The organism is Ruegeria arenilitoris (assembly GCF_013030985.1).
GTDB classification, from domain to species: Bacteria; Pseudomonadota; Alphaproteobacteria; order Rhodobacterales; family Rhodobacteraceae; genus Ruegeria; species Ruegeria arenilitoris_B.
This window is the reverse complement of record NZ_WPYP01000002.1, coordinates 176351-190775: the sequence shown is the minus strand read 5'-3', so window position 1 is coordinate 190775 and position 14425 is coordinate 176351. Positions and strand designations below refer to the sequence as shown.

At 59.2% G+C, this 14425-nt stretch carries 19 protein-coding genes and 3 tRNA genes; 10 read left to right on the top strand and 12 right to left on the bottom strand.

Annotation, left to right across the window (positions count from 1 at the left end; translation table 11 throughout):
• Positions 1-47 precede the first annotated feature (47 nt).
• Together GOX88_RS06760 and GOX88_RS06755 are read left to right on the top strand one after the other, a co-directional pair.
• A complete protein-coding gene (locus GOX88_RS06760) occupies positions 48-1295 on the top strand; it encodes a D-arabinono-1,4-lactone oxidase (protein ID WP_170400428.1) in 1248 nt (415 codons plus the stop codon).
• Positions 1292-2410 carry an alanine racemase gene (locus GOX88_RS06755; protein ID WP_170400427.1) on the top strand — a complete coding sequence of 373 codons (1119 nt, stop codon included), beginning with the start codon at positions 1292-1294 and terminating at the stop codon, positions 2408-2410. The genes GOX88_RS06760 and GOX88_RS06755 overlap by 4 nt, the downstream gene beginning before the upstream one ends.
• A 34-nt stretch (positions 2411-2444) precedes the next feature.
• Here GOX88_RS06755 and GOX88_RS06750 read toward each other — a convergent pair.
• Positions 2445-2528: transfer RNA gene (locus GOX88_RS06750), tRNA-Tyr, on the bottom strand.
• 116 nt (positions 2529-2644) lie between these two features.
• Here GOX88_RS06750 and rlmB point away from each other — a divergent pair.
• The 4 genes from rlmB to GOX88_RS06730 all read left to right on the top strand — a co-directional run bounded on the left by rlmB (position 2645) and on the right by GOX88_RS06730 (position 4941).
• Positions 2645-3418, top strand: coding sequence for a 23S rRNA (guanosine(2251)-2'-O)-methyltransferase RlmB (gene rlmB, locus GOX88_RS06745; RefSeq protein ID WP_170400426.1), 774 nt, complete (start codon positions 2645-2647; stop codon positions 3416-3418).
• Positions 3399-3713, top strand: a complete 315-nt coding sequence (locus GOX88_RS23845; RefSeq protein ID WP_170400425.1) for a hypothetical protein — start codon at positions 3399-3401, stop codon at positions 3711-3713. The genes rlmB and GOX88_RS23845 overlap by 20 nt, the downstream gene beginning before the upstream one ends.
• Positions 3714-3819: 106 nt before the next feature.
• Positions 3820-4272, top strand: a complete 453-nt coding sequence (locus tag GOX88_RS06735; protein ID WP_170400424.1) for a YHS domain-containing (seleno)protein — start codon at positions 3820-3822, stop codon at positions 4270-4272.
• A gap of 198 nt (positions 4273-4470) precedes the next feature.
• Entirely contained in the window at positions 4471-4941 is a 471-nt protein-coding gene (locus tag GOX88_RS06730; RefSeq protein ID WP_170400423.1) for a CoA-binding protein, read from the top strand.
• On the opposite strand, the gene GOX88_RS06725 is transcribed toward GOX88_RS06730, so the two are convergent.
• From GOX88_RS06725 to GOX88_RS06710, 4 genes are all read right to left on the bottom strand, one after another.
• Positions 4938-5501, bottom strand: a complete 564-nt coding sequence (locus GOX88_RS06725) for a hypothetical protein (RefSeq protein ID WP_170400624.1) — start codon at positions 5499-5501, stop codon at positions 4938-4940. The genes GOX88_RS06730 and GOX88_RS06725 overlap by 4 nt on opposite strands.
• A 72-nt stretch (positions 5502-5573) precedes the next feature.
• Positions 5574-5891: a phosphoribosyl-ATP diphosphatase gene (locus GOX88_RS06720; RefSeq protein WP_170400422.1), complete on the bottom strand. Its 318-nt coding sequence runs from the start codon at positions 5889-5891 to the stop codon at positions 5574-5576.
• The gene (gene hisF / locus GOX88_RS06715; RefSeq protein ID WP_117872606.1) at positions 5888-6649 is read right to left on the bottom strand and encodes an imidazole glycerol phosphate synthase subunit HisF; all 762 of its coding nucleotides are present in this window, start codon (positions 6647-6649) and stop codon (positions 5888-5890) included. The genes GOX88_RS06720 and hisF overlap by 4 nt, the downstream gene beginning before the upstream one ends.
• A 104-nt stretch (positions 6650-6753) precedes the next feature.
• Positions 6754-8970, bottom strand: coding sequence for a spermidine synthase (locus GOX88_RS06710; RefSeq protein ID WP_367647763.1), 2217 nt, complete (start codon positions 8968-8970; stop codon positions 6754-6756).
• Between the two features lie 293 nt (positions 8971-9263).
• On the opposite strand from GOX88_RS06710, the gene GOX88_RS06705 reads away from it, so the two are divergent.
• Positions 9264-9656: a DUF302 domain-containing protein gene (locus tag GOX88_RS06705; RefSeq protein ID WP_170400420.1), complete on the top strand. Its 393-nt coding sequence runs from the start codon at positions 9264-9266 to the stop codon at positions 9654-9656.
• A gap of 1 nt (position 9657) precedes the next feature.
• Here the strand turns inward: GOX88_RS06705 and hisA are convergent, their stop codons facing one another.
• The gene (gene hisA / locus GOX88_RS06700; RefSeq protein WP_170400419.1) at positions 9658-10377 is read right to left on the bottom strand and encodes a 1-(5-phosphoribosyl)-5-[(5-phosphoribosylamino)methylideneamino]imidazole-4-carboxamide isomerase; all 720 of its coding nucleotides are present in this window, start codon (positions 10375-10377) and stop codon (positions 9658-9660) included.
• Between the two features lie 134 nt (positions 10378-10511).
• Between hisA and GOX88_RS06695 the strand changes: the two genes are divergently transcribed.
• A complete protein-coding gene (locus tag GOX88_RS06695) occupies positions 10512-10913 on the top strand; it encodes a DUF2147 domain-containing protein (protein WP_170400418.1) in 402 nt (133 codons plus the stop codon).
• A 4-nt stretch (positions 10914-10917) separates the two neighbouring features.
• Here the strand turns inward: GOX88_RS06695 and hisH are convergent, their stop codons facing one another.
• Positions 10918-11556 carry an imidazole glycerol phosphate synthase subunit HisH gene (gene hisH, locus GOX88_RS06690; RefSeq protein WP_170400417.1) on the bottom strand — a complete coding sequence of 213 codons (639 nt, stop codon included), beginning with the start codon at positions 11554-11556 and terminating at the stop codon, positions 10918-10920.
• Positions 11557-12144 (bottom strand): imidazoleglycerol-phosphate dehydratase HisB, encoded by a 588-nt coding sequence (gene hisB / locus GOX88_RS06685; RefSeq protein WP_170400416.1) that lies wholly within the window; start codon positions 12142-12144, stop codon positions 11557-11559.
• A gap of 154 nt (positions 12145-12298) precedes the next feature.
• Here hisB and GOX88_RS06680 point away from each other — a divergent pair, with 154 nt between their 5' ends.
• Positions 12299-12538, top strand: coding sequence for an Lrp/AsnC family transcriptional regulator (locus GOX88_RS06680; protein ID WP_170331970.1), 240 nt, complete (start codon positions 12299-12301; stop codon positions 12536-12538).
• Here the strand turns inward: GOX88_RS06680 and GOX88_RS06675 are convergent.
• The 3 genes from GOX88_RS06675 to GOX88_RS06665 all read right to left on the bottom strand — a co-directional run bounded on the left by GOX88_RS06675 (position 12535) and on the right by GOX88_RS06665 (position 13670).
• Entirely contained in the window at positions 12535-13401 is an 867-nt protein-coding gene (locus GOX88_RS06675) for a GNAT family N-acetyltransferase (protein ID WP_170400415.1), read from the bottom strand. The two genes, GOX88_RS06680 and GOX88_RS06675, sit on opposite strands and share 4 nt — an antisense overlap.
• A gap of 86 nt (positions 13402-13487) precedes the next feature.
• Positions 13488-13562 (bottom strand) — tRNA-Gly (locus GOX88_RS06670).
• A gap of 33 nt (positions 13563-13595) precedes the next feature.
• A tRNA-Gly gene (locus GOX88_RS06665) sits at positions 13596-13670 on the bottom strand.
• 148 nt (positions 13671-13818) lie between these two features.
• Here GOX88_RS06665 and GOX88_RS06660 point away from each other — a divergent pair.
• Complete coding sequence (locus GOX88_RS06660) at positions 13819-13971, top strand: hypothetical protein (protein WP_170400414.1); 153 nt, start codon at positions 13819-13821, stop codon at positions 13969-13971.
• Positions 13972-13986: 15 nt separating this feature from the next.
• On the opposite strand, the gene GOX88_RS06655 is transcribed toward GOX88_RS06660, so the two are convergent.
• Complete coding sequence (locus tag GOX88_RS06655) at positions 13987-14370, bottom strand: MAPEG family protein (protein ID WP_170400413.1); 384 nt, start codon at positions 14368-14370, stop codon at positions 13987-13989.
• Positions 14371-14425 lie beyond the last annotated feature (55 nt).

The following is a 14425-nucleotide window of genomic DNA, read 5'->3' as shown; positions in this document are numbered from 1 at the left end:
TTCAACCTTCATGTGCTGCAATCCTCTGTTTCCGGAGGAGGCAGCACATGTGGATCAATTGGGCCGGAAACCAGAGCGCGGATACGGTGATCACGCGCCCCGACTCGATTACCGAGTTGCGGCAGACAATAGCGGAAGCGCCCAGCCTGCGCGTTGTGGGGGCAGGGCATTCGTTCACGCCTATTGTTGCAGGCGGGGACCGAATTCTGGACCTGTCCAGGCTGGATTTACCGACGCTGGGCGACCGGGACGGTGACCGGATCTGGGTCAATGCAAATGCACGGCTGCGGGATCTGTCTCCGGCGCTGGCCGCGCAGGGGCTGGCTTTTCGCAACCTCGGCGACATCAACGTACAATCTCTGGCCGGGGCGGCCTCGACCGCGACACATGGCACCGGGCGGACGCTGCCGTGTCTTGCCGCCGAAATCACCGCCGCGAAACTGATCAGCGCGGGCGGAGATATCCTGTCCACCGATGATATCCCGCTTGAGATGGCGCAAGTCACGCTTGGGATGCTGGGCGTGCTGACCGAGGCGCAAATCTCGGTCGTGCCAAAATATAACCTGCGCCGCAGGGTGCGCCTGGCTGATCTGCAAGACAGTCTCGCCAACATGCACCGGAACTGGGCTGAGAACCGAAACTTTGAATTCTTCTGTATCCCCTTTACCGGCAAATCCGTCGAAATACGCCACGACCTGTCTGACGGTCCCGAGGGGACGGCTCCGCGTGATCTGGACATGATCGCCGTTAAGGTTCTGAAGCTTGCGCGCAACGCTGGTAAGCTCAGCGATGGGGTGCGCAGAATGCTGCTGAAGCTGCTGACGCTTGCGCAATCGGACGAAGACTATGTCGGGGAAAGTTGGCGAGTTCTTTGCAGCGATCGGCATATTCGGTTCAACGAGATGGAATATCACCTGCCGCCTGACATGGCCGGGGATGTGCTGCAAGAGGTCCTTACCCGACTGCACCGCGATCACAAGGATATCTATTTCCCCATCGAGGTCCGCCAAACCGCAGGGGACACGGCCTGTCTGTCTCCGTTTCAGGGCGGGCCGCGGGTTTCGATTGCCGTGCACACGGATGCGAATGAAGATCACCGCCGGTATTTTGATGCGTTGGAACCCTTGTTTGTCGAGGCGGGGGGACGCCCGCACTGGGGGAAGATGCACAGTTTGACCTACAAAGAGTTGTCGGGAATGTACCCGGATTTCGACCGGTTCTGCACATTACGAGAGCAGCTCGATCCCGGTGGCAAGTTCCTGACCCCCGCTTTGTCCAAGCTGTTTCGACCATGACCGAATACCTGCGAACCCTGTCCGAAACACTGCGCGCCCATGGCGTGGACAAGCCGGTCACCGTCGTCGATCTGGATCGGCTGGATGCGAACTGCGCCCTTGCCGTCAGCGGCTCAGACGCCGGGTTGGATCGCCGTCTGGTCGCCAAGTCTCTGCCCTGCCTGCCCCTGCTGGACCACATACGGGGGCGGATTTCGACCTCGGGCCTGATGACCTTTTCCGAGACGATGTTGCTGGCGCTTTTGCAGGCTGAGCCCAAGACGGATCACTTGATCGGTAAACCGCTGCCGGTCAGTTCGGCCGCGCGGGTTCTGGCCGCGTGCCCGGACGCTGCGGCGCGCGTTCAGTGGCTGATCGACACGCCGGAGCGTTTGCGGGACTATCTGGCGCTTGCGGCGGAAAGACAGTCCACCCTTCGCCTGTCGCTTGAGGTGGATATCGGTCTGCATCGCGGAGGGTTTCAGCCGGAAAACATCGCGGATATCGCGCGGGAAATCGAAGCCAACCCCAACGCGCGCCTGTCGGGCCTGATGGGGTATGAAGCGCATCTGGCCAAGCTGCCGGGATTCCTTAAGAAACGTGCCACTCTGGTCAGCGCGGATGCTTATCGGCGCGCGGTTTCCAGCTTACCCAAGGGCGGGGAAGGGCTGTGCCTGAACACCGGTGGCAGTCTGACCTTTCAGTCCTATGGGGTCGGTGATGGCGCCACCGAGGTCGCCTTTGGGTCGGTTCTGGTCAAGCCGAGCGATTTCGACCACGCCTCGACGCAAGAGTTTCAGCCCGCAGCTTTCATCGCCACGCCGATTCTCAAGGCAATGCCTGGTAATACTCTGCCCGGATTGGATTTTCTGAAGCGAACGAAAACGGATATCGCGGTGTTTGGCGGGCATTTTCTGGCACAGCCTGTTTTTCCCGATGGGTTCGGATATTCCACGGTTTTTGGCCGTTCCAGCAATCAGGAGGTCTGGACCGGGCCGCGCTCGGCCGTGGTCACGCCCGGAGATATCGCCATACTGCGCCCAACCCAAAGCGAGGCGATGCTGAATCAGTTCGGAACCATGCTGGCGGTGCGTGGCAATCAGGTGGTCGCAGAATGGGAATGCCTGCCGAATTAACGGCCCGTTGCACTTTGTCACCATCTGAGGAAGATGGTGGGCGACCCTGGAATCGAACCAGGCGTGCGTCTCCGCGAGGGAGTTACAGTCCCCTGCCACACCTTGCGGCCTGTCGCCCACTGTCAGGCGTTGCACCTGACGTGGAGGCGTGATTACTAGCGCCTTAAAGGAGCGTCAACAGGAAAATACCGCTTTGACGCAGGAAACCGAATTCCCGGCCCGGAGGCCCAAGAAATGAAGAAACCCAAGTGGGTCGTTGAAAAGGAACAGGCGCGCAAAGCGGCCGCTGCGGAGACCGTTTGGCTGTTCGGTCTGCACGCAGTGCGCGATGCGTTGATGAACCCCAAACGGCAGAAATTGCGTCTGATCGTGACGCGAAACGCGCGCGATAAACTGGCCGAAGCGATTGAATTTGCTGGGATTGAGACCGAAATGGTCGATCCGCGCAAATTCACCGCGCCCATTGATCCGGGGTCCGTCCATCAGGGTGCCGCGCTTGAGGTCAAGCCGCTGGACTGGGGTGGGCTGGCCGAAAACTGCATCGGGCGCGAACACCCCCGCGTGATTCTGTTGGATCGTGTGACCGACCCGCACAATGTCGGGGCGATTCTGCGCTCGGCCGAGGTTCTGGGGGCCAGTGCGGTGATCGGCACGCGGCACCACTCGGCACCGGAAACCGGCGCGCTGGCGAAAACTGCGAGCGGTGCGCTGGAACGTCAGCCCTATCTGCGGGTTCGCAATCTGGCGGATGCGATCGTGGAATTGCAGAACATGGGGTTTCTGGTGCTGGGGCTGGATGGTGAGGCCGACGACACCATCGAATCGGCCCTGGGCGGGAAGTTGGACCAGCCTGTCGCCTTGGTGCTGGGGGCCGAAGGGCCGGGATTGCGCCAGAAAACCAAGGAAACCGTTGACCGGCTGGTGAAAATCGACGCAGCCGGCGGATTTGGATCACTCAACGTCTCAAACGCGGCCGCACTCGCCCTATATGCCTCTAGGCACAGATAAACAGGAGAGACTCATTTCCAGCCCGTCCAAAATCGCCACCTGCTGCTATTGCGGGACCCGCGCTGCGCTGGTCCTGAAGGGAAAACAACGTCACGAGTTGAGCTGTTCCAGTTGCGGTGCGCCGTTGCATGACCTCAAGATGGTGCCCAAGCGTAAGTTGACCGGAGGCAAGACGCGACGTGACACCCTAAATGCAGCGGGCAACAACAGGAAAAAGAAGCAGAAAAAGAAGAAGAGTATGTTCTCGCGCGTGTTCGACGAGGCATGGGACGTCATCGAGGACATCTTCGACTGACGTGGCGTCTGGGCGACACAGGTGATCACAACCCCGTTAAATGGGGTTCCACTGGGCTGCAAAACTTGCATCTTGAGACCCTGATGTCTGAAACTCGAATACCGTTATGCTGACCCGACGTTTCCTTCTTGGCGCGATGGCCGCCGCTATGATTGCTCCTGCCGTGACAGCGCAGGAAATGCCTGTGTTTTATGAGGCCGATGGCGCGGCCATGGCAGGGTACGATCCGGTCTCCTATTTCAAAGGCGATGCGCCGGTACTTGGTCAGCCGCAATATGCGATCGTCTGGAAGGGGGCCGAATGGCATTTTGCCTCAGATGAAAACCGTGAGGCGTTCGAGCGTGATCCGCGCGCCTTTGCACCCCAGTTCGGGGGGTATTGTGCGTATGCTATGGCCAAGGGGATTCTGGTCAGCACTGACCCGCTGGCATGGCAGGTGATCGATGGCCGTCTGTACCTGACCCACTCGCCCGAGATCGAGGAGATGTGGCGCGAAGCAACGGCCGAATACATCCGCATGGCCGAGGCGCACTGGCCCGTAATTCTGTACGAACAATAGGCGGAGCTCCGCTTTTTGCGGCGTGTCATCACAAAAATGCGCGCGCCCCCTTTTTTTCTCTCAACTTATGCCTAAATGTCACAGTGACCGCGGAACGGAACTGCCGCGGGTCATTTCACTGTCCCTCGTTCCAACAACTGGCGCTCAGGTTCGACCTGGGCGCTTTTTTCTTTGGGACACCCGGATTAGGGTGCCCGCATGAGCGACTATTCTGACGATTTTCTGAAAGACATCCTGCAGCGCACCAAGGTGATCGCCGTTGTGGGTGTGTCGATGAACCCGGTGCGGCCCAGCTATTACGTGGCGCGGTATCTGTCGTTGAAGGGATTTACGGTCATTCCGGTCAATCCGGGCCATGCCGGGGCTGAGCTGTTTGGTCAGACCGTTCGGGCCTCATTGTCCGAGATTTCCGAACCGGTGGACATGGTCGATATCTTCCGCCGCTCTGAGGCTGTGCCGCCGATTGTCGATGAGGCGCTGGCCGCTTTTCCGAACCTGCGCACGGTCTGGATGCAAATCGGTGTCGAACACCCCGACGCCGCCGCCAAAGCGCAGGCGCGCGGGGTGGATGTGGTCATGAACCGCTGCCCCAAGATCGAATATCAACGCCTGTTCGGAGAGCTGCGCATGGGCGGTTTTGCCACCGGCGTGATCTCGTCCAAGATCTAGCCGCCGACATAGGGTAACAGCTCACCGTATTGTTCTGCCCGGCGCTTCTCCAGAACGACGTCGCGCGGCACCCATTCGTATTTCGTGTCTTCGACCAGCGGAGACCAGAACAACACCCCGCCATAGCGCCACGGGTCCAGTACCACGCCGTCATACATCGTCTCACCCTTGCGGCTGATAATGGCCGTGCTGTGGTCGATTCTGAACGGGTTGTCCGCATTGGCAATGGCGCGGTGCAGGTCCAGCGTCTGGAAATCTTCCTGCTTCAGCCGTCGCTCGATGTCTTCGGCCCAGTGCCAGCAAAGCCCGCGCGGGCGCAGGCCCTTGTTGACCTTAGCGTTGTGGATCAGCGGAGGGTCGGTGATCTCATATTCCTGCACCAGCTGCGCGGTATATGAATAGGCGATACGGGCGGCGCGGTCGGCCTCTTCGGGGTCGATGTCGGGGCCAAGATTGCGGATTTCGGTCGCCAACCGCTGCACCTCATCCCCCGAGGAGGACGGCGGCGTCGAACACGCGCCCAGCGTCACAAGGGCCAGAATGGCCAAAGCTCGGATCATCTCATGCCCTTCGATCTGTGGACCGTGAGGTCCGATCATAAAGGGTAGGGCGGGAGGACGAAACCCTGTCGCTTACCCCTTGGGGCGGGCGGCTTTTTCAGCGATGCCGCTGATGCCCTGGCGGCGTGCCAGTTCGGCCAGAACGTCATCCAGCACTACGTCCCGCGCGGCCAGCATCACCAGCAGGTGATAGAGCACATCCGCAGCCTCGGTCGTCAGACCTGCCTTGTCGTTCTTGACGGCTTCGATGATGGCTTCAACGGCTTCTTCCCCGAATTTCTCGGCGCATTTCTCGGGGCCTTTGGCCAGCAGCTTGGCGGTCCAGCTGGACTCGGGGTCGGCACCCTTGCGGGCCTCGATGGTGGCGGCCAGATCGTGCAAAATGCTCATGTCAGCCTCATGGGAATGCCCGCGGCGGCCATGTGTTCCTTGGCCTCGCGGATGGTGTATTCGCCGAAATGGAAGATCGAGGCTGCAAGAACCGCACTGGCGCCGCCTTCGGTGACGCCCTCGACCAGGTGGTCCAGATTGCCGACGCCGCCCGAGGCGATGACCGGCACGTCCACCGCGTCCGAGATGGCGCGGGTCAGGGGCAGGTTGAAGCCCGCCTTGGTGCCGTCGCGATCCATCGAGGTCAGCAGAATCTCTCCTGCGCCTTTGGCGACAACGGTTTTGGCGAATTCCACCGCGTCGATGCCGGTGGGTTTGCGGCCGCCATGGGTAAAGATCTCCCACTTTCCGGGGCTGACGGTCTTGGCGTCGATGGCGCAGACGATGCACTGGCTGCCGAACTGATCCGCCGATTCCGCGATCACGTCCGGGTTGGCCACCGCGGCCGAGTTGAAGCTGACCTTGTCTGCCCCCGCCAGCAGCAAGGCACGCACGTCGTCCTTGGTACGTACGCCGCCGCCAACGGTCAGAGGAACAAAACACTGTTCTGCCGTGCGTTGAACCACGTCAAACATGGTGCCGCGGTTTTCATGGGTGGCGTGGATGTCCAGAAAACAAATCTCATCCGCGCCGGCGGCATCATAGGCCTTGGCCGATTCCACCGGGTCACCCGCGTCGCGCAGGCCAACGAAGTTCACGCCCTTGACCACGCGGCCATCGGCGACATCAAGACAGGGAATGATGCGGGTTTTCAGCATGTCGGCGTCCTTTGTTGCCGCACCTCTAGCGACAAAGCCCCGCCGATGCCAGACCTGAGAGATTTGAAATCGCTACGCCACACGGTGTACGGCGCCGCGTTGAATCAATGCGCGGCCAGTATTCTTAGTGCCGACAGAAGATTACCCTTGTTGTCTGTCCATGGAATCTGACCATCGGTGGTCAGCTTGGTCCACCTGCCGGTGTCGACAAACGTGGCGATGCGGCTTTCGTCACGGCTCAGGATAACGACATGCGTATCTGACGCGCCCTGACTTTTGGCCTGCTCGTCAGCGTTGTACTTCTGAAGCGCGGCATGCAGGTCAAGCGTTGCAGCAGAGCGCGCCAGTTGCGGTGCAAGATCATAGTACTGGTTCGAGATGTGAAAGACTAAAGTGCCGCCCGGATTCAACTGGCTTAGATAGGTCTCGATCGCTTCGCGTGTAATCAGGTGCAGTGGAATCGCATCCGAGCTGTAAGCGTCGAGCACCATGATATCAAACGCGAACTTTTGATGCTCCAGCACGACTCGTGCATCACCCATTTGAGTTTTCGAATCCGGGGCGCATTCAGACATATACGTGAACAGGTTCGGATTGCGGGCAATGCGATCGACGGTTTCATCGATCTCGAAGAACTCCCACGTTTGGTGGGGTTGCCCGTAACAGGCCAGCGCACCAGTCCCGAGGCCGACAATGCCAATACTGTCGGTGCTCAAACCGTATTCGGATGTCAGGACTTCCGCCATCGGCCCGTTAGGGTGGTAATACGAAGACGCAACTGGTCGCTCTCCGGGATCGGTTGGCGTTTGCCAGCCATGCATGGTGGTGCCGTTCTGGTAGACACGGAAACCGCCGCTATCAAAAACAGCGTGGGTTCCGAAAAAGCTGCGATCGCGGTAGAGCATCTCATATTTCGGGAGAACGGTTGGAACCAGGAACACCACTAGCACCGTTGCAATACGGGTCGGCGCGTTCCGGAAGGTCAGCAATACCATGGCGACCAATGCGGCAGTTACGATCGTGGTGATGGCGTTTGCATCCGCTGCGCGCCCTTCGTTCAATACGCTGATCGCGACTGAAATCGGGGCGGCAACGGCAACCCCGATCAGGGCATGGCGAAGACTGAATGTTCCAGCCTGAAGCAGAAACAAACCGCCTGCGGCAAGAAGTGTCAGGCCAAACTCAATTTCCCGGTTAAACATCGCAGGCGCGATGATCGAGTTGAACAGCCCGCCGCAGGCACCTCCGACCGACAGTGCAAGGTAGAATACTGTGAGATGTTCTGCCGGTGGTCGGAACTCATAGAGAAGCCTGTGTGCGAACAGGGCGACCAGAAACAACAGCGGAATATACACCAGCATAGCGGCCAGAGGCTGTTGTGAAGAACCGATTTTGGACAACATTGCAATGCCGATCGCCATGACAAGCAAAACCGAAGTCCTTAGGCCGTCCAGAGTATGTCGGCGCCATTTTGCGAAAGCAAGAATGAACGTCAGGATGTAGGTCGCAAGCGGCACGACCCAGATCAGTGGGATGGCGCCAAGGTCGGTGCTGAGCTTGGTTGTCGTGGCCAGCATCAGCGACGAGGGGATGAAGGCAATAAACACCCATGAGGCAATCGTTGTCGCGCTTAGGGCTTTGCCCGCCTTGCGCGGCTCTGCCGGGTTCGCTGTTTCGTCAGGTCCGCGCAGTGCAATCAGGCCGCTGAGCGCCAGAAGGACGCCAAAGACGACAAATCCGACAGACCAGAACAGGCTGATTTCCTGCGCGCCGAAGAAGGGGTCGGCAAGCAGTGGAAAAGACAATAAAGCCAGCAGCGATCCAACATTGCTGGCCGCATATAGAAAATAGGGATCATTGGCCGACGGCCCGCCGGATCGTGAATACCAGGCCTGAAGCAGCGGCGCGTTTGCGGACAGCACGGCGAATGGAACACCTACACCCGCCGCAAACAGCAATAGAGTTTGCAATGCGATGTATTGCGAGGAATCGAACCTCCAGCCTTCCTGTGTGGCCAAAGGCAGAAAGCCAAGCGCCAGCAGCCACAGGGCCAGATGCGTCACAAGTTGCCAGCGCAAGGTAAACCAGCGGGTCAGCATATGGGCATACAGATATCCGAGGATCAGCATCAGCTGGAAAAACAGCATTGCGGTGGTCCAGACCGCTGGGGTCCCGCCGATTTTGGGCAAAACGAGCTTGGCAAACAGCGGTTGAACAAAAAACAACAGGCTGGCGCTGACAAAAATTGACGCGCAAAAGCTGATGACCGGAGCGTAGGTGCGCCAACTCTTTGCTGGCAGCGATATGTTCGAAAAGGACACGGTGGGACTCCGGCATAAGATCACGGTCCAGCCGTATCGGTGAATCTTGACCTTTTTGCGGCTGATCGGTGCAAACTCATTGCGCATAGGTGGAATTGTTCACGATTAGTAATCGATCAGAAGAGGGCGTTCATGGCGCGCGCCAGGAACAGGCGAAGCCTTGCCGATGCCAGACTTGTGATTGTCACGTCTCTTAAACCTGTGAACACTGTCCCCTAATTCATCAGGAGATCAATGAGATGCGTAAATTCTTTTTGGCAACCGCTTTCGTAGTTGGAGGAGCTGTCACAGCAATGGCAGATGACATCATCAAGGTGAACACCGCCAAATCCGTACCCGAGGCGATGGATGCACTGGTGGCAGCTGTTGGTAACGCTGGTGCGACCGTATTCGCCCGTATTGACCATGCGGCGGGGGCCGAAAAGGTTGGGCTGACCATTCCGGCCAATCAGGTTCTGATCTTCGGCAACCCGGCGCTGGGAACACCAGCCATGCAGATCGATCCGCGCGCTGGCCTGTTCCTGCCGCTGAAAGTGCAGGCCTACGAGGATGAAAACGGCCAGGTCTGGCTGGCCTATGAAGACCCGAAAGAGACCATGGACGAGCTGGACGCCGTCGAAAAATCTCCGGTCATCGAAAAGATGCGCGGCGCGCTGGCCAAGCTGACCTCGGTCGCCGCGCAGTAACCTAGCTCAGGGCGCGAATGGCTTCGTTCAGGTCAATCGCGCCATCATAGAGCGCCCGGCCGGAGATTGCGCCGTTCAGGTCTACCCCACAATCGCGCAACGCGACCAGGTCGTCCAGGGAGCTGACACCGCCTGAAGCAATGACCGGTATCGAAACGGCGCGGGCCAGATCGGCGGTGGCTTGGATGTTCGGTCCCTGCATCGCGCCGTCGCGGTTGATGTCGGTATAAATGATGGCGGCGACACCCGCGTCTTCGAAACTGCGGGCCAGATCGGTGACCTGCACGTCGGTTTCTTCGGCCCAACCTTTGGTGGCGACCATGCCGTTGCGGGCGTCGATGCCTACGGCGACCTTGCCGGGGAATTCCCGCGCGGCCTCACGCACCAGATCGGGGTTTTCGACTGCGACCGTGCCCAGAATCACGCGGGCCAGTCCCTTTCTGATCCAGGTTTCGATCGTGGCCATGTCGCGGATACCGCCGCCCAACTGGGCGGGCACGTCGCAGGCTTTAAGGATCGCTTCAACCGGGGCTGCGTTGACCGGCTCACCCGCGAAGGCGCCGTTCAAGTCCACAAGGTGCAGCCATTCGCAGCCAGCCTCTACAAAGGCACGCGCCTGCGCGGCCGGGTCTTCGTTGAACACGGTTGCCTTGTCCATCTCTCCGCGCAGCAGGCGCACGGCCTGGCCGTCTTTGAGGTCGATGGCGGGGTAAAGGATCATGATCGGCGGCCCTATATCAGTGTTACACGCGCGGGATATCGCACAGGCGGGGCAGGGGATGCAACGCGACGCAAAGTCATTCTTGCCCCAGCTGGCGCGGCTCGTCAGACTGGCGGCAAAACAGGGAGGATATGATGAAGAAACTTCTACTCGCAGCAGGATTGGCAGGGCTGGCGACCTCTGCGTTTGCCGCCGATCCGGTTGATGGGCTGTGGAAAACCCAGCCAGGCGATACCGGCGGCTATTTGCACGTGTCTATTGCGGAATGCGGCAGCGCGATTTGCGGAACCATCGACAGCGCTTTTGACGGCGAGGGCAACCAGCAACTGGAATATGAGAATCTCGGCAAACAGATCATTTGGGACATGGTGCCCGAGGGCGGTGGCCAATATGACAGCGGCAAGATCTGGGCGCCGGATCGCGACAAGACCTACAACTCGAAAATGACCTTGAACAGTCAGAACGAGCTGACTGTCAAAGGCTGTGTCGCAGGTGGTCTGATCTGCCGCGGACAGACCTGGACACGCGTTCAGTAAACCGTCAGGGCGTCCAGGTCAGAAAGTTCCCGATCATGCGCAGGCCCACATCCTGACTTTTTTCTGGGTGGAACTGCATTCCAACCATCGTGTCGCGGCCGATCACGGCCGTGACTTCCTGCCCATAGTCCACATAAGCCAGCCGCTGTGCCGGATCGGTGACGCGAAAATGGTAGGAGTGGACGAAATAGACGTGATCGCCGGATTTTACACCTTTGAACACCGGATGATCGCTTTCCAGAACCAGATCGTTCCAGCCCATATGCGGGACTTTCAACGCAGTGTCTGACGGCTCGATCCGGACTACGTCGCCGGCGACCCAGTCCAACCCGTCGGTCTCGATGTATTCGTGACCCTTTGAGGCCATCAACTGCATCCCGACGCAGATGCCCAGAAACGGGCGGCCTTTCTGTTCGACCGCCTCGACCATCGCGTCATAGATACCCTTGTGGCCGCGCAGTTCGGCGGCACAGGCCGGAAAAGCACCGTCACCGGGCAGAACCAACCGATCAGCCCGCGCAACAACATCCGCGTCCGAGGTCACAACAACCTCACCCGCGTCCACTTCGCGCGCCATGCGCTGAAACGCCTTTTCGGCCGAGTGCAGGTTGCCGCTTTCGTAATCAATGATGGCGGTCAGCATTTACAGCGCGCCCTTGGTGGACGGGATCGCATCCGCTTTGCGTGAGTCGGTTTCAACTGCCAGCCGCAGAGCGCGGGCGACGGCCTTAAAGGCAGCCTCGGCAATGTGGTGGCTGTTGAACCCGTGCAACTGGTCGATGTGCAGGGTGATGCCGCCATGGGTGCTGAGCGCCTGAAAGAATTCGCGCACAAGCTCGGTGTCAAAGGTGCCGATCTTGGGGGTGGGCAGGTCCACGTTCCAGATCAGGAACGGACGGCCCGACAGGTCCAGCGCGCAACGGACCTGTGCGTCGTCCATCGGCAGGTGGCACTCGCCATACCGTCGAATGCCCTTCTTGTCGCCCAGTGCCTGTGTCAGCGCCTGACCCAGCGCGATGCCGGTATCCTCGACTGTGTGGTGGTCGTCGATGTGATAATCACCCTTGGCGCGGATCGTCATGTCGATCAGCGAGTGGCGCGCCAACTGGTCCAGCATGTGATCGAAGAACCCGACGCCGGTCTGGTTGTCATAGGTGCCGGTGCCGTCCAGATTGACCTCGACCGAGATCTCGGTCTCGGCGGTCTGACGGCTGATCTTTGCGCTGCGCATGGGCGAATTCCTTTTGCTACAGGCGCGCTTATAGACGGGGAAGGGCGGGCTTTTCCAGACCACCCGTCGCATTCACCGCAAACTGTTGCAGGGGATTGCACCCGGACGCGGCCCATGCCAGCCTGCGGACAAGTCAACAAACAAGGCCCGGCCCATGTCCACCTGCGTTTTCATCCAGATCCGCTGTAAACCCGGCACCACTTACAAGGTGGCCGAGGAAATCGCCCTGCGCGAAATCCATTCCGAACTGTATTCGACCAGCGGAGAATTTGACCTGCTGCTGAAACTCTACATCCCCGAGACCGAGGATGTCGGGCATTTCATCAACGAAAACCTGCTGGTGATTCCGAATATCGAACGGTCGCTGACTACGATGACCTTCAAGGCGTTTTAGCCAAGCTCGAACGTGGTCACGCCAAAGATTCGGCTCAGGTCAATATCGGGTTCGTGATCGGAATACATCCGCGCCGTTTCAAAGACCTTGTCCAGCCCAAGTTCATCGGCCAAAGCGAAGGCTGATGCGTTGGGCTGTGGCATGTCCACAAAAATCTCGTGTTCGTTGTGGTCCTCGGGGATTGCGGTCAAAAGCGCCGCCAGCAAGGCCCGTGCTATGTCGGGCGTATCCGCAAACAGAGGTCCAACTTTATACCCCATTAGGCAGGGGCGCAGCGTCGCATATCCTCTGATCCTGCCGTTTTCGGTATAAAGCTTCGAGACATGGCTGTCGGCGCTCAGCCAGCTTTCCAGAAAAACGTCGCGCGGTGCAGGAAACAGGTTGCGGTCGTAGGTCTTCAATTCGTCGGATGTACGGGTCAGATCGGTGATCTGATCGCTGGGTCCGGCATCCAATTTGGCCAGCATCCGGGTTTTCGTACCTGCAAAGCGATAGTTGTTGTAGGCAAAGGTGAAACCGGATTTGCGGTAATTGTCCTGCTGCTCGACCACACCGTCCAGCCCCATGTTGCGCCCCGTGCAATGGGCCAGCGCGTGCCCTGCGATCTCAAGCCCGTGGCCGTGGTGCCGGAATTCGGGCTTCACGATGTAGAATCCCAGAAAAGAAAATGCGTCGTCGTAGTTCACCGCTGAAACGGAGGCGATCATCTCGCCGTCCAGAAACCCGCCCAGAAACCCGTCGGGGTCTGTCGGGCGAAAGCACGCGGCATCATGAACGCCCGGATTCCACCCTTCACGGCCAGCCCAGTCCACGGCGTGTTCGACCTCGTCAGCGGTGAGGGGGCGAATGACATAGTCCGACATGGGCGAATTCCGTGCATGATTGAAATCACGGCCAGAATGGCGCATTGCCTGCCAAAGAACCAGAGTGTTTGGAGAAGGTTGGTATCTGGAGCGGGCGAGGCGATTCGAACGCCCGACCCTAACCTTGGCAAGGTTATGCTCTACCCCTGAGCTACGCCCGCATCAGATACATATTTGGTCCGAAGACCTCTCAATGGAGCGGGCGAGGCGATTCGAACGCCCGACCCTAACCTTGGCAAGGTTATGCTCTACCCCTGAGCTACGCCCGCGCCGTTGAGTGAGGAGGGATGTATAAATTCCCACGCGGGGCTGCAAGCGGAAAAACACAAAAATGCGGAAAAATCTTTCGACGGAAATCCAGGGCCAGCGCGTTGAACACTTAGAGTATTGCAAAACAAGAGGGATCGAGAAGAAGAAATGACACGGATTGCAGATATGAAGATGGCCCTGCTGGCGGCGCTAATCGTGTTGACATCGGCACTTTGTTTACCGGAGAAGGACAGGCTGGGTGAGGTTGAGCCTGTCCTGAGGGGTGCACCGCAGGTCGAAACGCGGGTACTGGCGGGGTAAGCCCCGCCCATCAGATCACAGTGCCAGTACGAGATTCGCGATGGCGGCCACCAGAATCGCAGCAAATGTCAGCAGCATCCCGATCTGGCGCAAAATGATGATCTGCGGGCTGCGTCCGAACCCATAGGCGTGCAACAGCCGCCCGCTCAGCAATGTCAGGCCCAGAAGGTTCAGCAAAAGCCCGCCCGCGCCCTGCAACTCGACCATCGCGATCAACAGCAGGGCAAAGGGTGTGTATTCGATAAAGTTGGAATGCGTCCGCATCACCTTGAGCATCGCCGTATTCCCGCCGTCACCGTAGGAAATCTTGTCGCTGCGCCGCTGACTGATGACCCTGACGCTGAGCGCGATAAACAGGATTGCCAGCAATGCGGCATAGACTGGTGTGACAGACAGCATGGCATTTAATCTCCTCGGGCCAAGAAAAAGGCCGCCCGGTTCCCCGAGCGGCCCC

Excerpts from the sequence above, each read along its gene's own strand:
- hisH (WP_170400417.1), bottom strand. The coding sequence starts at position 11,556 with ATGCTGACCGCCATCATTGATTACGAAAGCGGCAACCTGCACTCGGCC.
- GOX88_RS06660 (WP_170400414.1), top strand. The coding sequence starts at position 13,819 with ATGACACGGATTGCAGATATGAAGATGGCCCTGCTGGCGGCGCTAATC.
- hisA (WP_170400419.1), bottom strand. The coding sequence starts at position 10,377 with ATGATCCTTTACCCCGCCATCGACCTCAAAGACGGCCAGGCCGTGCGC.
- hisB (WP_170400416.1), bottom strand. The coding sequence starts at position 12,144 with ATGCGCAGCGCAAAGATCAGCCGTCAGACCGCCGAGACCGAGATCTCG.
- GOX88_RS06655 (WP_170400413.1), bottom strand. The coding sequence starts at position 14,370 with ATGCTGTCTGTCACACCAGTCTATGCCGCATTGCTGGCAATCCTGTTT.
- GOX88_RS06755 (WP_170400427.1), top strand. The coding sequence starts at position 1,292 with ATGACCGAATACCTGCGAACCCTGTCCGAAACACTGCGCGCCCATGGC.
- GOX88_RS06695 (WP_170400418.1), top strand. The coding sequence starts at position 10,512 with ATGAAGAAACTTCTACTCGCAGCAGGATTGGCAGGGCTGGCGACCTCT.
- hisF (WP_117872606.1), bottom strand. The coding sequence starts at position 6,649 with ATGCTGAAAACCCGCATCATTCCCTGTCTTGATGTCGCCGATGGCCGC.
- GOX88_RS06705 (WP_170400420.1), top strand. The coding sequence starts at position 9,264 with ATGGCAGATGACATCATCAAGGTGAACACCGCCAAATCCGTACCCGAG.
- GOX88_RS06760 (WP_170400428.1), top strand. The coding sequence starts at position 48 with ATGTGGATCAATTGGGCCGGAAACCAGAGCGCGGATACGGTGATCACG.
- GOX88_RS06725 (WP_170400624.1), bottom strand. The coding sequence starts at position 5,501 with ATGATCCGAGCTTTGGCCATTCTGGCCCTTGTGACGCTGGGCGCGTGT.
- GOX88_RS06735 (WP_170400424.1), top strand. The coding sequence starts at position 3,820 with ATGCTGACCCGACGTTTCCTTCTTGGCGCGATGGCCGCCGCTATGATT.
- rlmB (WP_170400426.1), top strand. The coding sequence starts at position 2,645 with ATGAAGAAACCCAAGTGGGTCGTTGAAAAGGAACAGGCGCGCAAAGCG.
- GOX88_RS23845 (WP_170400425.1), top strand. The coding sequence starts at position 3,399 with ATGCCTCTAGGCACAGATAAACAGGAGAGACTCATTTCCAGCCCGTCC.
- GOX88_RS06720 (WP_170400422.1), bottom strand. The coding sequence starts at position 5,891 with ATGAGCATTTTGCACGATCTGGCCGCCACCATCGAGGCCCGCAAGGGT.
- GOX88_RS06730 (WP_170400423.1), top strand. The coding sequence starts at position 4,471 with ATGAGCGACTATTCTGACGATTTTCTGAAAGACATCCTGCAGCGCACC.
- GOX88_RS06680 (WP_170331970.1), top strand. The coding sequence starts at position 12,299 with ATGTCCACCTGCGTTTTCATCCAGATCCGCTGTAAACCCGGCACCACT.
- GOX88_RS06675 (WP_170400415.1), bottom strand. The coding sequence starts at position 13,401 with ATGTCGGACTATGTCATTCGCCCCCTCACCGCTGACGAGGTCGAACAC.